Here is a 21,077-nt window from a genome sequence, read left to right on the forward strand (position 1 = left end):
TTATCACGTTCAGGAAATCTGGTTCCTGATTTTTTCGATTATAGAAGTGGATGAATATCCTTCAACAAAATTAATGGTTTTAACCTCGCCTCCGTTTGCAATCACTTCTTTGGCGCCTACGATGTTTTCAACCGTATAATCGGCTCCCTTTACCAGTATGTCGGGCAGAAGGGAGCTGATCAAATTAAGAGGAGTATCTTCTTCAAAAACAACGATGGCATCTACAAAAAATAAAGCCGCCAACAGTGCTGCACGGCTGTTTTGATCATTTACCGGGCGGGTTGGGCCTTTGATGCGCCTAACCGAACTATCTGCATTAAGGCCGATCACCAGCTTATCGCCAAGTTCGGCCGCTTTGGCCAGGTAGGTGAGATGGCCTATGTGCAGCAGGTCAAAAACACCATTGGTGAACACTACCTTTTTGCCTTCAGCTTGCCAGTTTTTGATCTGTGCCTGTAGCGACGGTTGATCTGTTATTTTATCAAGAAGGGTTTTTTCGAAGCCGGTCCTCATTTGTTTTTCCTGTAAACACACATCACATGTGTCTTTGTATATTAATAGAAAGACGCGTGTGATGCGTCTCTACGGTACTGTTTAATCAAAAAGGTCATCAATGGCGGTACACAGGATATGCCCGATAAGAATATGCATTTCCTGGATACGCGCGGTAATGTTTGACGGCACGATGATGTTCAGCTCGCAAAGACCATTCATTTTACCGCCATCCCTGCCCGAAAGGCCTAATGTTTTAACCTCCAGTTTTTTAGCAGACTCAAATGCCGCCAGGATCCCCGGACTGTTTCCGCTCGTCGAAATGCCGATGAACAAGTCGCCCGGTTTGGCAAATGCCTCCAACTGGCGTGAAAATACATGTTCGTAGCCGTAATCATTGGCAATAGATGTAAGCGCCGAAGTATCAACTGTTAATGCAATGCCCGGCAAGGGTTTACGATCTTTTACATAACGCCCGGTAAGCTCTGCTGCAATATGCTGAGCATCAGCAGCACTACCGCCGTTGCCAGCCAGTAATACTTTATTGCCTTTTTTTATGGTTGAGGTAATCATATCACAGGCTATCTCGATATCGCCGCCAAGCGTATCAATTACCCTTTGCAGCGTATCCTGGTGATCTTTAAGTTCGTTTAATATCTTTTGGTTCATTAGTTCACTTGTTCATTAGTTCATTGGTTGGTTAGGGCAAGCACATTTCAAACCCTTCGCCTTTAACCTTTGGCCTTTCACCTCTATCTCACCTTTCGCCTTTTAATATATCTTCAATTATCTCATCTACAGTGGTTGTTGCGCTACCTACACGGCGAATCACTATAGCAGCGGCATGGTTAGCCAATTCGCAGGCATCCTCAATATTCAGACCTCCTGCCATAAAGTATGCCATGGTGGCCAGTACAGTATCGCCGGCACCGGTTACATCAAATACTTCGGTTGCCTTTACCGGTAAACTTTGATAGCCTTCTTCATTCAGTATTACCATACCTTCTTCGGATAAGGTAACTACTATATAGTGGGTCCCGGTTTGTTCAAAAATTACCTTGCCGGCCTGTTGCAGGCTTTCTATCGAGTTGATCTTATCGGTTTTAGCAGCTTCAGACAATTCCTTGCGATTAGGCTTAATGATAAAAGCGCCTTTGTATTTTTCGTAATTAAGCCCTTTAGGGTCGATGATCACTTTTTTGTCTTTAGCATTGGCCGCCCTGATAATGCCTTGCGTTAAAAACGGTGAAAAAAGACCTTTGTTATAATCCGATAAAAGTACCATATCTGCGTTGTCAATATAACTGCTTAGCTTACTTATAAGCTCGTTGGCAATAGGCTCCGATACTTCGTCGGTAATTTCCCGGTCAACACGTACCAGTTGGTGGCTGCCAACAACAACGCGGGTTTTTACTGTGGTAGGGCGGTTGCTATCTTTAATAATAGTGTGCGTTTCAACCCCTTCATCGGTCAGGATTTTGATCAATTCTCCGGCAGCCTGGTCATTTCCTATTATGCCGGCAACAATAACTTTTGCACCTAATGATACCAGGTTTTGAACCACATTACCGGCACCACCTAATGTAGTGGTTTCGTTTTTAACGTTTACAATAGGCACAGGCGCCTCGGGCGAAAGGCGGGTAGCGTTGCCCCATATATAATGGTCAACCATCAGGTCGCCAATTACCAGTATTGCGGGTTTGCGGACCGCTGCCTGGATGGATTGTACTTTATCTTTTAGGTTGCTCATTTAATTTTAGTCTTTGTTTCATTGGGTCATTAGGTCATGGTTTGTCGCGTAAAAAACATTAACCTTTGATCTCTAATCACTAACCTTTTTTACTGGAAAACGCCTTTGTGATTTCTTCTAAGGTCATGGCATTCATGCACATCTCTTTATACAAACCGCCTTTACGTGCGGCGAGAATACCGTAATGCATATCTGTGAAGCCTTCAATGCGATGGGCATCGGGGTTTATGGACAGCATAACGCCTTTATCTAAAGCATATTGGTGCCAGCGCCAGTCGAGGTCGAGCCGCAATGGGTTGGCATTGATTTCAATAACTACGTTGTTGGCTGCGCAGGCATCTATCACTTTTTTATAGTTGATAGGATATCCGCTACGGCTTAGTAAAAGTCTGCCTGTTGGGTGCCCCAATATAGTTGTATAAGGATTTTCGATTGCGGTGATCAGTCTTGACGTAGCCTTTTCCTCGTCCATTTTGAGGATTGAATGAACTGAGGCTACAATGAAATCAAACTTTTGCAGGATCTCGTCAGGATAATCAAGCGAACCATCATACAAAATATCCGATTCAATACCTCTAAAAATATGGAAACCGTCGAGTTTTTTATTCAGGGCATCTATTTCTTCATGTTGCTGCAATACCCGTTCAATACTCAAGCCTTTTGCATAAAACGCGCTCTTACTGTGATCACACATGCCCAGGTATTCTAATTTCAGGGTATCCCGGCAATACAAGGCCATTTCTTCAATGCTGTTAACACCATCGCTCCAGGTGCTGTGGTTATGAAGTGTGCCTTTCAGGTCGTGCCAGTTGATCAGCGTTGGCAGTTCGTTCTTTTCGGCTTTTTCAATAAACAGGGTACCTTCACGCAGTTCGGGCTGCATCCAGCTTAAGCCGGCCTTGGTGTAGATCATTTCTTCTGTTTCTGGCTGTTCAACAGGAACATTAATCCTGTCGAAAACGGCCTGTACGTGATCATCAGTACCTGTATTGATAAATAGTTCTTTGTAATAATCAGCCTTATCTACACAAACAATATCAACGAGCAAGCCATTTTGCAGCTCGCCCTGAATATGGTTTTGATTTTTACTTACATTGCAAAGTATGGTTGAATTTACCAGCGCATCGTAAGCAATATCATGGTTAAGGCTACCTACTACGATCACAATTTCGGTGATGATCTCATTCAAACGCCTGAATTCGCCTGCGAAGTGTTTTAGCGCATCAGGGAAAATGGCTTTTACCTCATCCATCAGTTCGTTGGCTTCCTTCTCAACCTGAGCAAAAAGAAATTTGCCATTGCTTGCCATTCTGAACTCGATAGCTTTACGGATATCTTCCTGCGTTTTAAGGCCGAAGCCTTTAGCCTCTATCAGGCGGTTTTCATTGCAGGCATAAAAAAGCTCACCGGTATTTTCAATGCCCAGCTCTTTCCAGATAACAGCTACCTTTTTGGGGCCGATGCCTTTGATACCCATCATTTCAACCACACCGGCAGGGGTTTTATCCAACATGTCCTGCAGCTCGGTCATGGTGCCGGTTTCAAGCAACTCAGCAACTTTGCCGGCTATACTTTTGCCAATGCCATCAATCTTTTCCAGTTCATCCAGTTTTTTACCGGCGATAGGGAAGGGGAGCTTATCAACCTTAAAAGCTGCATTAGCTACCGATTTGATCTTGAATGGATTAACCTCATGGAGTTCCATGAGTTGTGAGAGTAAACGAAGTGTACGGGCTATGGGTTTATTTTCCATAATTACAATGAGGCGGTAAAAATACAAAAAGCCATTGTAATGACAGCTTAGATGGTGGGTTTGTTTTTGTAAAGAGAGGTTTTAAGGCACGGTGATGCCGCAATAAGTTTGAGGATGCTTATCGGTTTTACATCTCTGCGAGATTCCAGATTATCTGATAAGTAGTTCTTTGATTGTTTAACTTTAATAAAAAGAAGATCATGCCCAACTACAACGACATCCTTTACGCTGCAGAAACCCACTCAGTTGATGAGATCAAGGCGTATTTTAATAAAGGGGGCAGCCCGAACGAAGTTCATGACGGAATGCCGGTTTTTACCATGATGGTTGAAATGTATGCCCGCGGTCCCCGGTTTAAGGATTGTGTACGGGCTTTCATTGACGCCGGACTTGAGTATCACGACAAGCCGCTACTGGCCGTTTTAGCCCATGATGAGGCAATGTTAAAACAGGCTTTGACGATAGATCCATCTGCTGTTAACAAAACCTATTCTTTATATAATAATACCTATACTCCTTTAACGGGTGGAACACTCATGCATTTTTGCGCCGAATATAATAGCCTTACCTGCGCCAAAATACTTTTACAACATGGGGCTGATGTAAATGCCAAAGCAGCTCATGATGATCATGGTTTCGGCGGACATACACCTATTTTTCATACGGTTAATCAAAACGGGAATAGTTCTGTTGATATGCTTCATTTTCTGTTACAAAATTGTGCAGACTTGTTGTACAGCGTTAAAGGATTGATTTGGGGCAGGGGATATGAATGGGAAACATTTATCCCGGCAGTAAACCCAATAAGTTATGCCATGATGGGCTCATTGCCTCAATTTCACCGCAGGGAGCAGACTATTATGGAGGTAGTTAGCCTGCTTATAAAGCATGCTTACGGAATTGATTATGTACCGAAAAATGTGCCGAATGCTTATTTGAAGAGGGGATAGGGATTAACGTGAATATCTTTTTAAAACCGTTCTTTCTATATTTTCACTGGGCCAAATCTCTATTCGATAGAAATCATCACCTTCATCGCCATAAACGGAAGCGAGGTTTGAAGAATATATTCTAACCCTGTAAGTTCCGGGTGCAGTGTGTAATTCTATCTGCACTGTCCAATCCGGGCAATTAAGTATTTGAATTACCCCGGATTTTATGTCAATGCCAGCTTCAACAATGTGATCGAAACTGGAAAAATCTACAATGTTATTCGCTGATTCCAAAATTTCAAGTTCAGCTTTAATCGGGCCATAACATTCCGTTCCTATGCCTAACACGCCATCTTCAATAGCTAATCTATCTTCGTAAGCTTCGTTTGTCCAAAAGCTGGCAGAGTCAGTTTGGCCTGGAGAGTACTCGTCATAAACATAAAACTGACTATATGAAGTATAGAAATCCAATGGATATTTCATGGTTTAAGTTTTTTCTAAAAATAAAAAAAGCCACCCAAATCGGGCAGCTTTTCACAATCAAAATTAATGTATTAATGAAATATTATTTGATCACCAAATCGTAAGGAAGGCGGGCTTGCGGAGTGCGCATCATTTGGGTGATCTCTTTTATTTGCTGATAAACACGGTAATTTTCGCCAAGCTCGTTTTTCACCATGCGGGTTTGTACTTCGGCGCTTAAGCCGCTGCCCACCTTGTTGAAAAAGCTTTTTTGCTCGGGATAACTTACAATATTATAGGTTTTGATCTTAGCTTTTTTGGCAGCTGAAGTGATAGCATCGTTGATATTCCCCAAACGGTCAACCAGGCCAATTTTTAGGGCTTGCTCACCGGTCCAAACACGGCCCTGCCCAATGCTGTTAATGTAAGCCTGTGTTTTGTCGCGGCCTTCGGCCACTGCTTTGGTAAATTCGTCATAACCACGGTTTACGCTGTTTTGTAATATCAGGCGTTCGTCGGGGCTAAGCGGACGGCTAATATCGCCCAAATCTGCATACTTCCCGGTTTTTACACCATCAAAGGTTACACCCAGTTTATCGTTAAACAGTTTTTGCATGTTTGGCAATACGGCGAAAATGCCGATAGAACCGGTAATAGTATTAGGCTGGGCAATGATCGAATCGGCTGCACATGAAATGTAATAACCGCCCGATGCAGCATAATCACCCATAGAAACAATGATCGGCTTTTTTTCGTGGATGAGTTTCACCTCGCGCCAGATCACGTCTGATGCCAGTGAGCTGCCGCCCGGCGAATTTACACGCAATACCACAGCTTTAACTTTATCATCTAAACGAGCTTTGCGTAATGCTTTCGAAATAGTTTCTGAACCGATACTGTTGTCGTCGCCATCGCCACCGGTAATATCACCTGATGCATAGACTATAGCAATCCGGTTTTTAGATGATGAATCATCCTCTTTATCGTCCGAATCATCATTTTTGCTTTTGGCGTAATCCCTAAGGTCAACGCTTTTTAAATCGTCTTTTAAATCGGTACCAGTGCGCCTTTTTAAGTCGTTAAGGATCTCATCTTTATATTTTAAGCCATCAACCAGCTTCAATTTATATGCATCTTCAGGAAATTGAATACGCATATTATCGGCATAAGTGAATAACGAATCCCTGTTAAGGCCGCGGCTTTTGCTGATGCCGGTTAAAAAATGATTGTACAGTGAACCAAGATATGAGGTTACCTGTAGTTTATTAGCATCGCTCATCTTGGTAAGGAACAACGGTTCAACAGCGCTTTTAAAGGTACCAACTTTAATGATCTGTGCTTCAATGCCTAATTTGTCCAGTGCACCCTTCAGGAAAGTGGTTTGAGAGCTAAAGCCGTGAAACTCAAAAATACCTTTTGGGTTAATATAAACTTTATCGGCTACTGATGCCAGATAGTAAAAGCCCTGTGTATATACTTCGGCGTAGGCTACAATAAATTTGCCTGATTTTTTAAAGTCGATAAGTGCGTTGCGGATCTCTTCGGTAGTGGCCTGGCCGGCGGTCATATAACTCTCATCAAGGTATATGCCTTTAATATTATCGTCGGTTTTGGCTTTTTTAATATCAGCCAGGATATCATTTAAGCCGATTGATTTATCTTCATTCAAACCCAAAAAATCCAGACCGGCAAGGGGATTGTTTGGTGTACGCTCGGTGATCTGATTTTTAAGCGACATGTATAAAATAGAGTTTGGGCTAACGTCTACAGTTTTATCACTGCCGGCGGATGCAATAAGGCCGATAACAAGAACCGCTCCTACAACACCTATTATTATACCCGAAATAATTACCCCTACAATAGTGGCCAGAACGAATTTGAAGAATTGTTTCATTAATGTTATAAATCTTTTTAACTATGCAAACTTAGTAATAAGGAGCCGTATAATGCTAAGAGCGGTTTCCATTATATTTGTTACAACATGATTGATGTTTTTTTATTGCTTGGGAGCAACCTTGGCACCCGCGAATTGTTTCTGCAGCAGGCAATTGAATCTGTTTCGGCCCGAATCGCTCCGGTTAAACTGATATCGTCGGTTTACGAAACCCAGTCGTGGGGTAAAACCGATGAACCCGACTATTTAAACCAGGTGCTGATGCTCCAAACTGAGCTTTCGGCGCAGGATGTGTTGGAAAAAATATTGGGTATCGAATTGCAAATGGGGCGTAAACGGGAGGTTAAATGGGGATCGCGCATTATTGATATTGATATTTTGTTTTATGGCGATGAAGTAATCCATGACTTTAACCTGGTAGTGCCCCATCCCGAACTATATAAACGCAGTTTTACGCTGATCCCCCTGGCCGAGATAGCACCTAACCTTGTTCATCCTGTGTTCAAAAAAAATATTTTGCAGCTAAAGGATGAACTAAAGGATAACTTAATCGTAAAAAAGCATATTTTTGAATAAACACAAAGCTTTTATAATGGCAGATATTTCACCAGAACAGGATCTTGATCTTTCTTTTTTATACGAGATCGCCGACGGTAGTGACGATTTTATTGTTGACTCGATTGGGATGTTCCTTGAGCAATCGCCCGATTTACTTAATACGATCAGCAACGCGTTAAATAACCAGGATTGGGCTTTAGCAGCCCAGGCAGCTCATAAATTAAAGCCTAACCTTGGTTTTTTTGGTATGCCCATAAGCCAGGCTACAATACAGGAAGTTGAGTTGGCCTGTAAAGCCGGAGGTCAAAACCCAACCGAAATATTTGAAAAATTTAACCAGGTAAACAGTATGGTATCTGCAAACCTCATCACTTTAAAGGAAATTAAAGCCGAGAAGGAAGCTAATTTGTAAGCTAAAAGCCTAAGGCTGAAAGCAGAAAGCTTTTTCACCAGTTAGATATAAACAAGAAAGGCAACCCGAAAAGTTGCCTTCTTTTTATTTTAAGTTTTTTAATTTATAAGCTTTTGGCTTTAAGCCTTGAGCTTTCAGCTCTAAGCTACTTCTGATATTTTAAAAGTATAGCTTTCCATAATCAGGTTGGCCAGTAGGTTTTTGCAGGCCTGGTCAACTTTGGCGCTGGCGGCTTCGGCATTTTCGGCTTCTATTTCAAGCGTAATGTGTTTGCCAATGCGCACGTTATGAATTTCGGCTAAGCCAAGGTTTTTCATGCTACCGGTTACTGCTTTTCCTTGTGGGTCAAGTATTTCTTTTTTTGGCATTACGTCGATTTCAGCCTGGAACTTTGTCATTTGTGAGTTTTGTTTGAATTAGAGATAAGGTGATATAAATAAATATAACCACCGGAACGGCCACAAATTTAAAAAATAGTATGAGTATTGCCGAAAACAAGAGCAGTAAATAACGGAAAATGTTTTTGGTAAAGTCGCGGTTCTTGAATTTAAGCGACATGAGCGGTATTTCGGATACAAGTAGCGTACACATTATTAAAACCAGAACTGTTAGAAAGTAAGGATTTAAAATGTAATGCGCCAAAGCATCGTACTGTTGTACTATTAAAGGCAGCGATGCGATAAGGATGGCGTTTGCTGGTGTCGGTAAGCCGATAAAGCTATCTGATTGCCGTGTATCGTTATTGAATTTAGCAAGCCTCAATGCCGAAAATACCGGTAAAAGGAATGCAACGAAATTTAACAGGTGACTTATGCCGTCTAATTGCGGAGCCTGTAAAAATAGTTCGTACATAATCACTGACGGCAATACGCCAAAGCTTACCATATCGGCCAGCGAATCGAGGTCTTTGCCTATAAATGAATAAGAGTTTAAAACCCTTGATGCAAGGCCATCAAAAAAATCAAAAATTGAGGAAAGAAAAATGGCATAAGCAGCCACTATGAGGTTACCCTGGAAAGCGAAAACTATACCTATACAACCGCTAAAAAGGTTGGCGCAGGTAATAGCATTTGGAAGGTGTTTTTTGACGCGTCTCTTCATTTCGCCATCGAAATTATCAGGAATTTATTAAGTAATAATGAAGTTACAAATAATATTCTACTTACTTATAACTTCATTATCGCTAAAATATTACGAATTCATCGAAATCAGAAATTCTTCGTTAGTTTTTGTGCCCCTAATTTGAGCTTGTAAAAACTCCATTGATTCCTGCGAATTCATATCAGCAAGGTGGTTGCGAAGGATCCAGATACGCTGAAGCGTGTCACGGTCAAGCAGTAAGTCGTCGCGGCGGGTACTTGAAGCAGTAATATCGATAGCCGGGAAAATACGTTTATTCGATAATTTACGATCCAGTTGTAACTCCATGTTACCGGTACCTTTAAATTCTTCAAAAATAACCTCGTCCATTTTTGAGCCGGTTTCGGTAAGCGCTGTAGCAATGATAGTTAATGAACCGCCATCCTCAATGTTACGGGCGGCACCAAAAAAGCGTTTAGGTTTGTGCAATGCGTTGGCATCAACACCGCCTGATAATATTTTACCTGATGCAGGGGCAACAGTATTATAAGCGCGTGCCAAACGGGTGATAGAGTCAAGCAAAATCACTACGTCATGACCACACTCCACCATACGCTTTGATTTTTCAAGCACAATGTTAGCAATTTTTACGTGACGCTCGGCTGGCTCATCAAAGGTTGATGATACAACTTCGGCACGTACGCTACGGGCCATGTCGGTAACCTCTTCCGGACGTTCGTCTATCAGCAATATAATAAGGTATACTTCGGGGTGGTTTTTGGCGATAGCATTTGCCACATCCTTTAATAACATGGTTTTACCTGTTTTTGGCTGTGCCACGATTAAACCACGCTGACCTTTACCAATAGGCGAAAACAGGTCCATGATGCGGGTTGAATAGTTGTTCGGATCGGTGAAGAGGCTCAGTTTTTCGGAAGGGAACAAAGGTGTTAAGTGATCAAAAGGAACACGGTCACGCACTTCGGCCGGGATCCGGCCGTTAATGGCCTCAACACGTACCAGCGGAAAGTATTTTTCACCTTCTTTCGGTGGACGGATGCTGCCCCTAACAGTGTCACCTGTTTTAAGGCCGAATAGTTTTATCTGTGATTGTGATACGTAAATATCATCAGGAGAAGTAAGGTAGTTATAATCAGATGAACGAAGGAAGCCATAACCATCAGGCATAATTTCCAAAACACCTTCATTTACAATTACATTATCAAAGTCGAGATTGATTGGCGGTTCCTGCGCTTTTTGCTGGTTTTGGTTGTTGCTGTTAACCCTGCGCTCAAATTTTTGCGGGCGGGCTTCCGGAACAACTTCTTCTGTACGGGTAACTGTTTCACCGGCTTGCGGCGCTTCCGTTTCTGTGCTTACAGCAGGAATTTCAGTTTCCGGATCATCCTGTGACGGCTCATCATCCTGCGCATCAAAAAGATTGGTATCATCTAAAGGAACCTCAATACGTGGTTTTGATGAATCTTTGGTTTTTATAACACGGGTTCTTTTTCGGGGCTTTTCAATTGTTTCAGCAGGTGCTTCGCCTGGCGCGGGTGTAGGGGTATAGTTTGATTCAATCAGGTTTTGTTGAGCCCTGGCGGCTTCAATAAGCTGTTGTTGTTCAATAATACGGGCAACAAGCTGAGCTTTACGTAGTTCGTCGGCCTCAGCAATACCTAAATTTCTGGCAATTTCGCGCAACTCAGAAACGAGTTTGTCGTTCAATTCAATTTTATCAGACATGATATGAATTATAGTTCAATGGGATTTTTTAATTGTAATTTGTTTTCAAACGGCAAAAATTTCTATGCAAGTGTTAAAGCTTGACCACATGTAAAAACATATGAGGCTATAATTGAAAGAAATTGATCTTGAAACCTTGTTTTAGTAAACATCCAAACCCATGCAAGTATTATGTAAAGTGATAATAAAAAGCGTGGTGATTTAAATTGTTTCTTTAGTGCAAGAAAAATTCAATGGAAAACGATGCAAGTGTAAACAATTATTCTTTAATTTCAAATTAATTAAATAAATATCACTTATCTCAGAACACATAAGCCAAATTTTTAGTTTTTTTGACAATTAAAATATTATTCAGCCGCTGATGATGTCCCGCAAGGAGTTAATTGAACAAATCAAAAAAAAGAAATCGTTTTTATGTGTTGGGCTTGATCCCGATATTAATAAGATCCCTGAGTTTTTAAAATCGTATCCCGATCCTATACTTGAATTTAACAAACGCATCATTGATGCTACGCAGGATCTTTGCATTGCCTATAAACCCAATGCTGCTTTTTATGAGGCTTACGGTATAAAAGGCCTGCAAAGCTTAATCGATACTTATAAATATTTGCCCAAAGATTGTTTAAGTATCATTGATGCCAAACGGGGCGATATCGGCAATACATCAGACAAATACGCCAAAGCATTTTTTGACGAACAATCGGGCGGGATGAGCTTTGATGCTATTACCATTACGCCTTATATGGGTAACGATAGTGTTACACCATACCTGGCTTACGAAGGTAAATGGGTTATTATTTTAGCCCTAACATCATCCGTTGGCAGTAAGGATTTTCAATACCTGCAAACCGGCGATGGTTACTTATATGAAAATGTCATTAAAAAGGCTAACACCTGGGCCGGCGCCGACAGGATCATGTATGTAGTAGGCGCAACCAAAAGCACCGAGTTTACTAACATCCGTGCATATGCGCCCGATAATTTTTTATTAGTACCCGGAGTAGGGGCACAGGGCGGAAGCCTGGAAGAAGTTTGCAAATACGGCATCACTAAAGATTGCGGCCTTATCGTAAACTCGTCGCGTTCTATATTATATGCAAGTAATGGCGAAGATTTTGCCGACGCTGCCCGCGCAGAAGCGCTGAGTTTGCAGCAACAGATGCAGGCGGAGTTGGAAAAGGCGGGCATTTTATAAAGCAAGTCCGGCGTCTACGCTTCAACTTTCTTTAAACTAAAAAGCCCGAAGTCATAACAACTCCGGGCTTTGCATATACCTTCAGCTTTCGCCTTTATCTTTTTACCTGAAAAAAATATTATTCAAAATATTCCTTCATCCGTTCAAAGAAACTTTTTTCGTTTTTACCGGGGTTGGGTTTAAAGTTAGGAGAACCCTGCAGTTTTTCCAGGATCTCACGTTCCTCGCGGCTTAACGCTTTTGGTGTCCAAATGTTAATATGCACCAGCTGATCGCCACGGTGATATGAATTTACTTCCGGTAAACCCTTACCTTTCAGGCGTAGTATTTTGCCCCCTTGTGTTCCGGGATCAATTTTTATTTTAGCTTTACCGTCAATGGTTGGTACTTCAATAGATGTGCCTAAAGTTGCATCAACAAAGTTTACATGCAGATCATAAATCACGTTATTGCCATCACGTTTTAATGTTTCGTGAGGTACCTCTTCAATCAGGATGATCAGGTCGCCGGGCACACCGCCGCGTGGAGCTGCATTACCTTTACCGCTCATGCTCAACTGCATACCTTCGCTAACACCTGCAGGCACCTGGATGGTGATCAATTCTTCACCGCGAACCACGCCGTCACCATGACAAACGTTACATTTTGACAGTATGGTTGATCCTTCGCCGTTGCAGGTAGGGCAGGTGCTGGTAGTTTGCATCTGACCCAAAATGGTATTGGTTACTCTACGTACCGCTCCTGAACCACCGCAGGTTTTGCAAGTTTGGAACGATGATTTGTCTTTAGCCCCGCTGCCATCGCAGGTTTTACAGATGATCTGTTTATTTACTTTGATCTTCTTTTCGGCGCCGTTGGCAATTTCCTCAAGGGTTAAGCGTACTTTGATACGCAGGTTGCTGCCGCGGGCTACACGCCTGCCGCCGCCACCGCTTTGACGGCCGCCGCCAAAGAAACCTTCAAACGGACTGCCACCACCAAAAATATCGCCAAACTGGCTAAATATGTCGTCCATATTCATACCACCGCCACCATAACCACCACCATTTGGCGATGAAGCGTTGGCTGCGTGACCAAACTGATCATAACGCTGACGTTTTTCGGGGGTGCTTAGTACCTCATAAGCTTCGGCAGCTTCCTTAAACTTTTCTTCCGCTTCCTTATCGCCCTGGTTTTTATCAGGGTGATATTTAATAGCCATTTTACGATATGCTTTTTTTATGTCATCAGCACTTGCGCCTTTCGCAACCCCAAGCACATCGTAATAATCTCTTTTAGCCATAATTTTAAAAATTTCGGATTCCGAAATTCAGATTTCGGATTTATAATTATTTAATATTGTGTAAGATCAGGATAGACCATCACATCCGGATAAATCCGAAATTGAAAGTCTCAAATCCGAAATCAGTTACGCTCCTACAACCACTTTAGCAAAGCGGATCACTTTGTCGTTCAGGGTATAACCTTTTTCCATTTCGTCCATTACCTTGCCTTTAAGGTCATCAGTAGGTGCCGGAATATTGGTGATAGCTTCATGCAGGTCGGCATCAAAGGCATTGCCTATTGATGTCATTTCTTTCAGGCCTTTTTGGCCAAGTATATTTTTTAGCTTGTTTTGGATCAAAGTAACGCCCTCTTTAACCGGGGTCACTTCGGTAGCCTTATCCATGGCGCGTTGCGCGCGTTCAAAGTCGTCAAGTACAGGTAGTAAAGCCACAATTACATCTTTACCTTCAGTTTTGCGGGCTTCCTCGCGTTCTTTAATGGTACGCCTCCTGAAGTTATCAAATTCGGCATATAAACGCAAGTACTTGTCATTAGCCTGTGCCAGCTCGTCTTTCAACTTTTCTTCGGCAGTTGGGGCAGCGGCAGTTCCCTGTTGGGTTTCTGTGGCTGTAGCTTCTGCTACCGGGGCTTGTTCCTGCCCTTCATCATGTAATTGCTCGTTGTTCACTTCGTTTATATTTTCAGTATTATCCGTATTTTCTTTCTTCTTTTTCTTCAACATATCGTTAAATTTCATAGCGAGTAGTGCCAATCAAGTATCTTGCCACAACTGTAAAGCAGTCAAGCTGTCAGTAGCATGAAATGATTTTAAGAAAGGGTGACAGACGAACCGCTGATTTGACACCGTTGGTTTTTGATGGCGCTGATTTCGTTGATTGTTCTTGAAGAGTGTTTATGACTATTAGCCGGCATGATTTTGACTTGCCGGCGAATTTAAAACATCAGTTCAATCATTAAATTAAAAGATCAACAAAATCAACGTAATCATCAATGATCAGCGGTCATATCTCCACATCTTCCAAAACCTTACCGTTCTCGCATTTGATAATACGCGATGGAAAAGCGCGGATAATGTGATAATCGTGCGTGGCTACCAGTACAGCAGTGCCTGATTGACTGATCTGTTTGAGCAGAAGTACAATTTCTTCAGATGTCTCGGGGTCGAGGTTGCCTGTAGGTTCATCGGCCAGGATTATTTCCGGGTCATTAAGCAATGCGCGTGCTATAACCACACGCTGCTGCTCACCGCCTGAAAGTTCGTGAGGCATTTTCTTTAATTTTGACCGCAGGCCAACTTTTTCAAGTACATCAAGAGCTTTATCTGAAATCAGCTTTTTATCGTTCCAACCGGTGGCGCGCATTACAAAGTTGAGATTTTGCTCAATGGTACGATCGGTAAGTAATTGGAAATCCTGGAAAACTATACCCAGTTTACGACGCAGATAGGGAATGTCGCGGCTGGGCAGCTTGCTTAATTCATAACCACAGGCATGACCGGTACCTGCTTTAATCCCCAAATCGCCATAAATTACTTTCAGCAGGCTGCTTTTCCCTGATCCTGTCTGACCTATCAGCCAAACAAAATCACCTTTATCAACATGTAAATTTACGTTTGAAAGTACCAGGTGCGCCTGTTGAAAAATATCAACGTTGTTTAGTTTTATTATAGAATTTCCAATCATTGTTTTATAACTCTAATTTTAAGATCTGCCCAAACGGCAGGTCTTTGATAATATTCATGATCTCGTCGGCCTTGTCGCCTAATCCAACCTTATCAAGCGATTTATCCGGTCTGTCAACCCTGAAATAAGCCAACAGCGTAAACTTATCATCACGCAGTTGTACATAATCAGGTATTTTGGCAACACCTTTAACTTTTATGATATACATTTTTTTAAGGTTAAAGCTGAAAGGCAAAAGGTGTAGTTCAAGTACAATAGGGTAGTAACCTTTCGCCTTTTACCTTACTTCCCAAAGGTATTTATTTTATTTAAAGACTTGACAAAAATTCCATCGTATCCACGCCGTCGGCATAATCCCATAGTTTGGGTTGCTGGCTTTGTCCAAAACCTACAACCTGGCTTGTAACCTGCAGCGGTAGTTTGCTTACTATACACTGGATATTTTCGGCATTCTGATCGATGATATTTTCGGCCTCTGCTATGCCATGATAATAGTTAAAAAACAATACTGACAGCGGAGATGTCAGCCTGTCATCTTCTTTAACCATCAAAAAACCATTATCAAAATGTTTATCACCGTTAACCAGGTAAATGGATTTGTTATAATCGTAATTATTGTTGTATTTATGGTGATTGATAATGGCTTTATGAGCTTCTATTGATTCAAAAAAGAAAGTAAAGTCATACCCCTCCGGTACCAGTATTTTGGATACGTTACGACAGCCAAGGCCGTAATAATCTAAAATATCATGTCCTAGGCTAAATAAGTCTGCAGCGCTTTCCTTGTCGCTTAAAACGGCAATACTGTTACGGTTTTTACGAATGATGTTAGGCACTTTGCCAAAGTAATAATCAAAATAACGTGAGCTGTTGTTGCTGCCTGTGGCTATGATGGCGTCAAAACCTTCCAGCCTGTCAACAAAGTTAAAGCTGCCGGCAAAAGCAGGATCAATAGCTACCAGTTTTTCCAATACAGCTTTGATGAGTCGTGCATCCTGTGATGAGGCTTTGATAAGCGCCTTGTTGCCGGAAGCAATAACACAAAGCACGTCATGAAACCCTACCAGCGGGATGTTTCCTGCCAGTATAAGCCCTACGTTTTTTGCAGGTTTGCCTGTTTCAAGCACATATTTCGAAAGCCATGTAGTTAGATCTTCCACGTTAAGCATGGCGCCTATGGCTGTAACCGCTTCTGAAACACTTGCCGGTGTAAACCAGGCATTATGATATTGTTCGTTTTCAATGAGTGCGCTTAATGCCGCATCGGGGGCCAGGAGTTGCCTGCCTAACTCCGAAAATGAATTTATTGAGTTTTTTGGATTAATTTTTGACATATATATGTTAAGGGATTAAACCCTTAAAGCCTTTTTTTGTTATATTTGTGCGCTTGTAATTTGCAGGCAAAGTTAATTGAGATTATTAGATATTTAGAAATATGGCGATTAAAATCACCGACGAATGCATAAACTGCGGGGCCTGCGAACCGGAATGCCCTAATAATGCTATTTATGATGCAGGAGCGGCCTGGCGTTTCAGCGATGGGACTGGCCTTAGAGGGATAATTGATTTTGGCGATGGTAATACCCTGAATGCCGAAGAAACACAAGCTGCATTATCTGACGATATTTATTATATAGTACCCGATAAGTGTACCGAATGTGTAGGTTTCCATGATGAACCCCAGTGTGCTGCGGTTTGCCCTGTAGATTGTTGTGTTGATGACGAAGATATCCGCGAAAGCGAAGAAGAGCTGCTTGCCAAAAAAGAGTGGCTGCATATGAACGAATAGGATTTTATTTTAAGGACATTAAAAGGGATATGCAATGCATGTCCCTTTTTAGTTAGCGACGATTCGGTGATTGATAAATTAAGTATTAAGGATTGCCGGAAGATTTCTGTTGGGTTAAATATTTCAAAAATATTTTGTATTATCGTATAGCTTTTACCCCAAAAGTTACTGATACCAATTATAAAATAATATCATATTAAAATGTTAACCGCGTATAGATTAAAAAATACGTGCCAGATTGTTGTTTATTTGACATTACAGAACTATGGAGTACGGGATATGTAATCTTGCTGTAATCCCGCTCAGGGCCGAGCCCAGTGAGCGGAGCGAGCAGGTATCGCAATTGCTATTTGGCGAAGTGTTTGAAATTACTGAGTGGCAAAACAACTGGGTTAAGATCATTGCCGAGGCGGATGGGTATATCGGGTGGATAGGCCGCTTGCAATTTGCTATGCTTGGTCATGTAGCGTATAAAAATATCAGGAACCATCCCTCAAAGCTCACTTACCAGCCGGTTACGCAGGCATGGAAAATGAGCGACAATAGTGTTGTTTATTTGCCGGCGGGCAGCTCGCTTGCTTTTTTAGAAGGGACCTCATGCCGCATTGGTCATGAACGTTTTGAAATAATTGGTAAAATCGGTGAGCCTGAAGATATTGCTGCTACCGCTAAAGCATTTCTGAACTCTCCTTACTTGTGGGGCGGGCGAACGCATTTTGGTATTGATTGCTCGGGCTTTACGCAAATGGTTTACAAACTTAAAGGCCTCAGAATTAAGCGGGATGCAAGCATGCAGGTGAAAGAAGGTACCAAGGTTGATTCGATAAAGGAAGCACGGTTAGGCGATCTGGCTTTTTTTGATAAGCCCGAAGGCAGGGTAACTCACGTGGGTATTATACTTAATAATGAGCACATCATTCATGCATCGGGCAAGGTTAAAATTGATGCCATTAACGAAGATGGTATATACTCGCGGGAGCAAAAAAAACATACCCATAACCTGTGCAGTATAAGGCGTTTTTTTAATTAGCTCCATGCCTTATTTACCCCAATAATGGTAAAGGCATACGGAGGGAAGGTAGCTTAATTTGGTAAGATAAGTTTCCTGAAAAAAAGAAGGATGTCAACTAAATTTAATCTCCCATGAAATGATCTTTTTATCGTCACTTACCGAAAGGAGCTGGTCGGACGTTCCCCAGGCTAATTTGTTGATAGATAGCACATGGCCTGGATAGCCTTTTTCCCTGCTGATATTTTTGTAGAGTTTAAAATCGTCCGATCCCCAAATCTTGATACTTTTATCCATGCTGGCGGTAGCAAAATAGGGTAGGGTGGGATGGAATGCAATATGGTTCACCGCAAATAAATGGGCCGGAACATTTTTTATTTCATGATAACTGCTGCTATCCCAAATCTTTACCTGTGCATCTCTTGAGCCGGAAGCGATGTAACTCCCATCGGGACTGTAGACAAGCGCAAAAACAGCCATAGTATGGCCGTGAAGAGCTTTAATAACCGTATAATCTTCCAGGTCGTAAATGGCGATGTGATTATCCCGGCAACCGAATGCCACCTGTTTTTGATCCGGCGAAACGGCAATACAACGAACGGTGTCCCTGGATACTGTTATGCTGTGCACCATTTCAAGCGTTTTAAGGTTCCATACAGATACGGTGCCATCTTCCGATGCTATTAATAACTCATCTTTTTTAACTGATGATTTGATATCGAAGATAGCCTTACGGTGGTGCCTTAAAGGTTTGAGCAATTTTTGCTGAATAAAATCAAACACCAGAACTTCGCCGCTGCGTAAACCCGCAAACATTAGCGGATATCCCTCCGGACAATGAATAGCATAAATAGATGCATTAACCGGGAACATCACTTTAATAAAAGTGAAATCATTCAGGCCCCACTCAACCAGTCCTTTATCATTTCCGCCTGTAAACAATATACCCGGCTTTTGCGATAACTCAAGCGTGAATATCGGGTTGGCATGGCCTGTGAGCTCGGCTGTTTTTTGGACGGTAATCATTTCAGTTTGCAGTTTCCGGTTGGCACCTTATAGTTTTGTATTTTGCAATATTAGTTAAAACTCTCCAACTGCCTGCTGCAAACTCAAAACTGCCAACTATTTACTTATGCCTTGATTCTAAATTTTTACCAATAGTTTCCAGTGTTAAACCTTTTTCGCGGAGCAATACCAGTAAATGGAAAACAAGGTCTGATGACTCGTTGATCAGGTCGGTTTCTGTTTCGGCAAGAGCTGCTATTACGGTTTCAACACCTTCTTCACCAACTTTCTGGGCTATTTTGTTAAGGCCTTTGTTGCGAAGTCTATTTACATATGATCCTTCAACCGGGTTAGTATACCTGTCGGCAATGATATTTTCCAGCTCCAGGATAAAATTTTGATTAAATTCGGTATTGAAGCAACTGCGCGAGCCAGTGTGACAGGTAGGGCCGTCGGCTTTCACTTTGATCAGCAGCGTATCATTATCGCAATCAATGCTGATGCTTTTTACATGCAGGAAGTTACTGCTGGTTTCGCCCTTAGTCCATAAACGGTTTTTTGTACGGGAATAAAAAGTAACGATATTTTCCTGAACGGTTTTATCATAAGCTTCCTGGTTCATGTAACCCAGCATCAGTACCTCTAAAGTTTGCTCGTCCTGTATGATTACGGGGACAAGTCCGCCGGTTTTTTCAAAATCTATATTCATTCTTTTCTTTTAATTTCCTCCCTGGGGAGGGGGGTATTGAGAATGTGTAGTGGCAGGGAGGGGGTTTATGCGCTTTGTATAATACACCTGTTACTGAAGCCCCTCCCTACACCCTCCCAAGGGAGGGAATCGCGCAAGGCCGCCGCTTTATCTCAAATCCTAACTTCTATTTTATTACTTTGCAATGCCCGCTTTAAATCCGGAATCAATATCTCACCATAATGAAATACAGAAGCTGCAAGCGCGGCATCAACGTTGGTTCTCTCAAAAACATTAACAAAGTGTTCAACTTTGCCTGCACCACCCGAAGCTATTACCGGAATGTGCACGGCATCATTAACAGTTTTCAGCAAACCATTATCAAAGCCGGCTTTGGTGCCGTCATGATCCATAGAAGTGAGCAGGATTTCGCCTGCACCACGGCTCTCAGCCTCCAGGATCCACTCCAGTGTTTGGCGTTCTGTCGGTAGTCTGCCGCCATTTAAGTGCACAATGTTTTTATCATCTATTCTGCGGGTATCAACAGCTATTACTACAAACTGAACACCAAAAGCGGCGGCCAGTTCATCTATCAGCTTAGGGTTACGTACCGCAGCCGAATTGATGGAGATTTTATCGGCTCCGGCATTGAGCAGTGCATCGGCATCAGCAATTTCATTGATACCACCACCAATAGTAAAAGGAATGTTGATTTGCCTGGCGACTGCTTTCACCAGTTCAACCATAGTTTTGCGGCGTTCAACGGTTGCTGTAATATCCAGAAACACCAACTCGTCGGCTCCCTGGTTCGAGTAATTCCAGGCCAGCTCAACCGGGTCGCCGGCATCGCGCAGGTCAACAAAGTTTACACCTTTAACCGTGCGGCCGTCTTTAACGTCAAGACAGGGGATGATTCGCTTGGCGAGCCCCCCCCGCCCCCTAAAGGGGGAGCCTTTGATTTGTGTGTTTATATTTTCCAATACTTTATTTAAGTTGTTGAAGACTTGCTCATTAGTAAAACGTAATACTTTGCGGCCGTCGAGTTCTAAGTTGGTTTGCCTGATTATATCATTTTGAGCAACCTCAGGAAGATGATGAATACTCCCGTCGAGCTCAATAACCAATTTATGTTGATGACAATAAAAGTCGGCGATATAAATTCCCAAAGGATGCTGCCTTCTGAATTTTACACCTAACTGTTTGCCCTTTAATTGTTCCCAAAGTAACTCTTCCGCGGCAGTCATTCTATAACGAAGAGATTCTGCATTTTGGAAAACTAACTTATCGGCTCCCAAAAACATTTTTCTTTTCATTGTTGAACTATTTCTCCCCCTTTAGGGGGG

Annotated in this window: 23 protein-coding genes and 1 pseudogene; 6 read left to right on the forward strand and 18 right to left on the reverse strand. The window is 42.2% G+C overall.

Going from position 1 to position 21,077, the window contains the following annotated elements:
* Window positions 1–9: 9 nt before the first annotated feature.
* From rfaE2 to J3L18_RS04735, 4 genes are all read right to left on the reverse strand, one after another.
* A complete protein-coding gene (rfaE2, locus tag J3L18_RS04720) occupies window positions 10–513 on the reverse strand; it encodes a D-glycero-beta-D-manno-heptose 1-phosphate adenylyltransferase (RefSeq protein WP_129569739.1) in 504 nt (167 codons plus the stop codon).
* Between the two features lie 81 nt (window positions 514–594).
* Window positions 595–1,161, reverse strand: a complete 567-nt coding sequence (locus J3L18_RS04725) for a D-sedoheptulose 7-phosphate isomerase (protein ID WP_129569740.1) — start codon at window positions 1,159–1,161, stop codon at window positions 595–597.
* Between the two features lie 88 nt (window positions 1,162–1,249).
* Window positions 1,250–2,242 carry a D-glycero-beta-D-manno-heptose-7-phosphate kinase gene (gene rfaE1 / locus J3L18_RS04730; protein WP_129569741.1) on the reverse strand — a complete coding sequence of 331 codons (993 nt, stop codon included), beginning with the start codon at window positions 2,240–2,242 and terminating at the stop codon, window positions 1,250–1,252.
* Between the two features lie 79 nt (window positions 2,243–2,321).
* Window positions 2,322–3,995 carry a DNA polymerase/3'-5' exonuclease PolX gene (locus J3L18_RS04735; RefSeq protein WP_129569742.1) on the reverse strand — a complete coding sequence of 558 codons (1,674 nt, stop codon included), beginning with the start codon at window positions 3,993–3,995 and terminating at the stop codon, window positions 2,322–2,324.
* A gap of 200 nt (window positions 3,996–4,195) precedes the next feature.
* Here J3L18_RS04735 and J3L18_RS04740 point away from each other — a divergent pair, with 200 nt between their 5' ends.
* Complete coding sequence (locus J3L18_RS04740) at window positions 4,196–4,945, forward strand: ankyrin repeat domain-containing protein (RefSeq protein WP_129569743.1); 750 nt, start codon at window positions 4,196–4,198, stop codon at window positions 4,943–4,945.
* A 3-nt stretch (window positions 4,946–4,948) separates the two neighbouring features.
* On the opposite strand, the gene J3L18_RS04745 is transcribed toward J3L18_RS04740, so the two are convergent.
* Both J3L18_RS04745 and sppA read right to left on the reverse strand, forming a co-directional pair.
* Window positions 4,949–5,410 carry a hypothetical protein gene (locus tag J3L18_RS04745; RefSeq protein WP_129569744.1) on the reverse strand — a complete coding sequence of 154 codons (462 nt, stop codon included), beginning with the start codon at window positions 5,408–5,410 and terminating at the stop codon, window positions 4,949–4,951.
* A gap of 82 nt (window positions 5,411–5,492) precedes the next feature.
* Window positions 5,493–7,283 carry a signal peptide peptidase SppA gene (gene sppA / locus J3L18_RS04750; RefSeq protein WP_129569745.1) on the reverse strand — a complete coding sequence of 597 codons (1,791 nt, stop codon included), beginning with the start codon at window positions 7,281–7,283 and terminating at the stop codon, window positions 5,493–5,495.
* Between the two features lie 87 nt (window positions 7,284–7,370).
* On the opposite strand from sppA, the gene folK reads away from it, so the two are divergent.
* On the forward strand, window positions 7,371–7,859 hold the full coding sequence (gene folK / locus J3L18_RS04755; protein ID WP_129569746.1) for a 2-amino-4-hydroxy-6-hydroxymethyldihydropteridine diphosphokinase: 489 nt from the start codon (window positions 7,371–7,373) through the stop codon (window positions 7,857–7,859).
* A gap of 16 nt (window positions 7,860–7,875) precedes the next feature.
* Window positions 7,876–8,253 carry an Hpt domain-containing protein gene (locus J3L18_RS04760; RefSeq protein ID WP_112655708.1) on the forward strand — a complete coding sequence of 126 codons (378 nt, stop codon included), beginning with the start codon at window positions 7,876–7,878 and terminating at the stop codon, window positions 8,251–8,253.
* A 140-nt stretch (window positions 8,254–8,393) separates the two neighbouring features.
* Here J3L18_RS04760 and purS read toward each other — a convergent pair whose 3' ends face one another.
* The 3 genes from purS to rho form a co-directional block, all read right to left on the reverse strand.
* The gene (gene purS, locus J3L18_RS04765; protein ID WP_121229743.1) at window positions 8,394–8,651 is read right to left on the reverse strand and encodes a phosphoribosylformylglycinamidine synthase subunit PurS; all 258 of its coding nucleotides are present in this window, start codon (window positions 8,649–8,651) and stop codon (window positions 8,394–8,396) included.
* Window positions 8,632–9,354 carry a CDP-diacylglycerol--serine O-phosphatidyltransferase gene (gene pssA / locus J3L18_RS04770; protein WP_129569747.1) on the reverse strand — a complete coding sequence of 241 codons (723 nt, stop codon included), beginning with the start codon at window positions 9,352–9,354 and terminating at the stop codon, window positions 8,632–8,634. Before pssA ends, purS begins: the two co-directional genes overlap by 20 nt.
* Before the next feature lie 90 nt (window positions 9,355–9,444).
* Entirely contained in the window at window positions 9,445–11,079 is a 1,635-nt protein-coding gene (gene rho, locus J3L18_RS04775; RefSeq protein ID WP_129569748.1) for a transcription termination factor Rho, read from the reverse strand.
* A gap of 364 nt (window positions 11,080–11,443) precedes the next feature.
* Here rho and pyrF point away from each other — a divergent pair, with 364 nt between their 5' ends.
* The gene (gene pyrF / locus J3L18_RS04780; protein WP_129569807.1) at window positions 11,444–12,274 is read left to right on the forward strand and encodes an orotidine-5'-phosphate decarboxylase; all 831 of its coding nucleotides are present in this window, start codon (window positions 11,444–11,446) and stop codon (window positions 12,272–12,274) included.
* A gap of 118 nt (window positions 12,275–12,392) precedes the next feature.
* Here the strand turns inward: pyrF and dnaJ are convergent, their stop codons facing one another.
* The 5 genes from dnaJ to J3L18_RS04805 form a co-directional block, all read right to left on the reverse strand.
* Window positions 12,393–13,556: a molecular chaperone DnaJ gene (dnaJ, locus tag J3L18_RS04785; RefSeq protein ID WP_090526554.1), complete on the reverse strand. Its 1,164-nt coding sequence runs from the start codon at window positions 13,554–13,556 to the stop codon at window positions 12,393–12,395.
* A gap of 126 nt (window positions 13,557–13,682) precedes the next feature.
* A complete protein-coding gene (locus tag J3L18_RS04790) occupies window positions 13,683–14,297 on the reverse strand; it encodes a nucleotide exchange factor GrpE (protein WP_223266176.1) in 615 nt (204 codons plus the stop codon).
* A gap of 265 nt (window positions 14,298–14,562) precedes the next feature.
* Window positions 14,563–15,243 carry a cell division ATP-binding protein FtsE gene (locus J3L18_RS04795; RefSeq protein ID WP_091162312.1) on the reverse strand — a complete coding sequence of 227 codons (681 nt, stop codon included), beginning with the start codon at window positions 15,241–15,243 and terminating at the stop codon, window positions 14,563–14,565.
* Window positions 15,244–15,247: 4 nt separating this feature from the next.
* On the reverse strand, window positions 15,248–15,451 hold the full coding sequence (locus J3L18_RS04800; RefSeq protein WP_090526558.1) for a fructose-6-phosphate aldolase: 204 nt from the start codon (window positions 15,449–15,451) through the stop codon (window positions 15,248–15,250).
* A gap of 100 nt (window positions 15,452–15,551) precedes the next feature.
* The gene (locus tag J3L18_RS04805) at window positions 15,552–16,577 is read right to left on the reverse strand and encodes an aldehyde dehydrogenase family protein (RefSeq protein ID WP_129569749.1); all 1,026 of its coding nucleotides are present in this window, start codon (window positions 16,575–16,577) and stop codon (window positions 15,552–15,554) included.
* Between the two features lie 101 nt (window positions 16,578–16,678).
* On the opposite strand from J3L18_RS04805, the gene J3L18_RS04810 reads away from it, so the two are divergent.
* A complete protein-coding gene (locus tag J3L18_RS04810; protein ID WP_090526563.1) occupies window positions 16,679–17,032 on the forward strand; it encodes a 4Fe-4S dicluster domain-containing protein in 354 nt (117 codons plus the stop codon).
* Between the two features lie 265 nt (window positions 17,033–17,297).
* Window positions 17,298–18,062 (forward strand): C40 family peptidase, encoded by a 765-nt coding sequence (locus J3L18_RS04815; RefSeq protein ID WP_129569750.1) that lies wholly within the window; start codon window positions 17,298–17,300, stop codon window positions 18,060–18,062.
* 93 nt (window positions 18,063–18,155) lie between these two features.
* On the opposite strand, the gene J3L18_RS04820 is transcribed toward J3L18_RS04815, so the two are convergent.
* From J3L18_RS04820 to J3L18_RS04835, 4 genes and pseudogenes are all read right to left on the reverse strand, one after another.
* Window positions 18,156–19,067 carry a WD40 repeat domain-containing protein gene (locus J3L18_RS04820; RefSeq protein ID WP_129569751.1) on the reverse strand — a complete coding sequence of 304 codons (912 nt, stop codon included), beginning with the start codon at window positions 19,065–19,067 and terminating at the stop codon, window positions 18,156–18,158.
* 100 nt (window positions 19,068–19,167) lie between these two features.
* Entirely contained in the window at window positions 19,168–19,755 is a 588-nt protein-coding gene (gene hisIE, locus J3L18_RS04825) for a bifunctional phosphoribosyl-AMP cyclohydrolase/phosphoribosyl-ATP diphosphatase HisIE (protein ID WP_129569752.1), read from the reverse strand.
* A gap of 152 nt (window positions 19,756–19,907) precedes the next feature.
* Window positions 19,908–20,693, reverse strand: a complete 786-nt coding sequence (gene hisF / locus J3L18_RS04830) for an imidazole glycerol phosphate synthase subunit HisF (protein ID WP_223266178.1) — start codon at window positions 20,691–20,693, stop codon at window positions 19,908–19,910.
* Between the two features lie 9 nt (window positions 20,694–20,702).
* Window positions 20,703–21,047: pseudogene (locus J3L18_RS04835) on the reverse strand (endonuclease domain-containing protein); the annotation flags it as partial.
* Window positions 21,048–21,077 lie beyond the last annotated feature (30 nt).

The sequence above is a fragment of the Mucilaginibacter gossypii genome (genome assembly GCF_017569325.2).
Lineage (GTDB): Bacteria > Bacteroidota > Bacteroidia > Sphingobacteriales > Sphingobacteriaceae > Mucilaginibacter > Mucilaginibacter gossypii.